The organism is Kineococcus vitellinus, assembly GCF_009906315.1.
In the GTDB taxonomy this organism is placed as follows: domain Bacteria; phylum Actinomycetota; class Actinomycetes; order Actinomycetales; family Kineococcaceae; genus Kineococcus; species Kineococcus vitellinus.
Genome location: NZ_JAAALL010000516.1, coordinates 1 through 1,639 on the forward strand (window position 1 = coordinate 1; position 1,639 = coordinate 1,639).

Here is a 1,639-nt window from a genome sequence, read left to right on the forward strand (position 1 = left end):
CCCCTGCTGGCCGCCGCCCTGGCCGCCCCGCTGGCCGCCGTCGGCGCCGGCACCAGCGCCGCCGCGGCACCTGCGACGACACCCGCAGCGGCACCCGGGCGCGGTGGGCCCACCATCGTCCTCGTGCACGGCGCCTTCGCCGACTCCTCCGGCTGGAACGCGGTCATCGAGCGCCTGCAGCGACGCGGCTACACCGCCGTCGCCCCCGCCAACCCGCTGCGCGGCCTGGCCTCCGACGCCGACCACCTGCGCACCTTCCTGTCCACTCTCACCGGCCCCCTCGTGCTGGTCGGGCACTCCTACGGCGGCGCGGTCATCACCAACGCCGCCACCGGCAACACCAGCGTCGAGGCCCTGGTCTACGCCGCCGCCTACGGCCTGGACCAGGGCGAGGCCATCGCCGCGGCCAACGAGCTCGGCGGCGGGCACAGCGACGTGGTGGAGAACCTGATCCTGCGGCCCCTCCCCGGCAGCGGGACGCAGAACGCGGACGCCTACGTCGACCCCACCCAGTTCCGCCGCATCTTCGCCGGCGACCTGCCCGAGAAGCAGGTCGCCGTCCTGGCCGCCACCCAGCGCCCCGCCGTGCTCTCCTCGCTCATCGAGCCCTCCGGGGCGCCGGCGTGGAAGAGCATCCCCTCCTCCTACGTCGTGGCCACCCGCGACGGCCTCATCCCCGTGCCGGCGCAGTTCGCGATGGCCGAGCGCATGAAGGCCCGCATCACCAAGGTGCGCAGCTCGCACGTGGTGATGATGAGCCACCCCGACGAGGTCACCGCCGTCATCTGCGACGCGGCCGGACGGTGAGCCCGATGCCCACCGACGCCGCCTCTCCCACATCCTCCGCGTCTACATCCGACACCCGCACGATCGTCTTCGTCCACGGCCTGTGGCTCAGTTCCGCCTCCTGGGCCGGGTGGCGCACCCGCTTCGAGGCCCGCGGCCACAGCACCCTGGCCCCGGAGTGGCCGGGCATGGACGCGCCCCTGGCACGGCTGCGCGAGCGCAGCCGGAGCGGGGACCGCGCCAGCGACGTGGGTCTGGCGCAGGTCGTCGACGCCTACGCCCGCGCCATCGGCGCCCTGCCGCAGCAGCCGATCCTCATCGGGCACTCCTTCGGCGGGCTGGTCGTGCAGCTGCTGCTCGACCGCGGTCTCGGCTCGGCGGGGGTGGCGATCTCCCCGGCGTCCATCAAGGGCGTCAACCAGCTGCCGCTGAGCACCCTGCGCAGCGGCTGGGCGGTGCTGCGCAGTCCCGCCAACCGGCACCGCACCGTCGCGCTGACCAGGAGCCAGTGGCACTACGCCTTCGCCAACACCCTCACCCGCGCCGAGTCCGACGAGCTGTGGGAGCGGCACTGGGCGCCCACACCGGGGCTGCCGCTGTGGCAGGCCGCCACCGCAGCCCTCAGCTCCCGCCCCGCCAACGCCGTCGACCTCACCAACAGCCAGCGCCCGCCGCTGCTCATCCACGCCAACGGCGCCGACCACACCGTGCCCGCCTCCCTCATCCGCGCCATCCACCGCGCCCAGGCCACGACAGGCGCGGTCACCGAGATCCACGAGTTCCCCGGCCGCCCGCACCTGTCGGCCGTCGTCGACGGCTGGCAGCGCGTGGCCGACGACGCCCTGGAGTGGGC

2 protein-coding genes are annotated in these 1,639 nt (G+C 74.7%); both read left to right on the forward strand.

Features of this window, described 5'->3' with window-relative positions:
• A partial coding sequence (locus tag GTQ99_RS23005; RefSeq protein ID WP_205708084.1) for an alpha/beta fold hydrolase occupies positions 1–807 on the forward strand: 807 nt, incomplete at its 5' end.
• A 5-nt stretch (positions 808–812) separates the two neighbouring features.
• Positions 813–1,639: alpha/beta hydrolase (locus GTQ99_RS23010; RefSeq protein WP_166617982.1), on the forward strand; the 827-nt coding region annotated here is incomplete at its 3' end.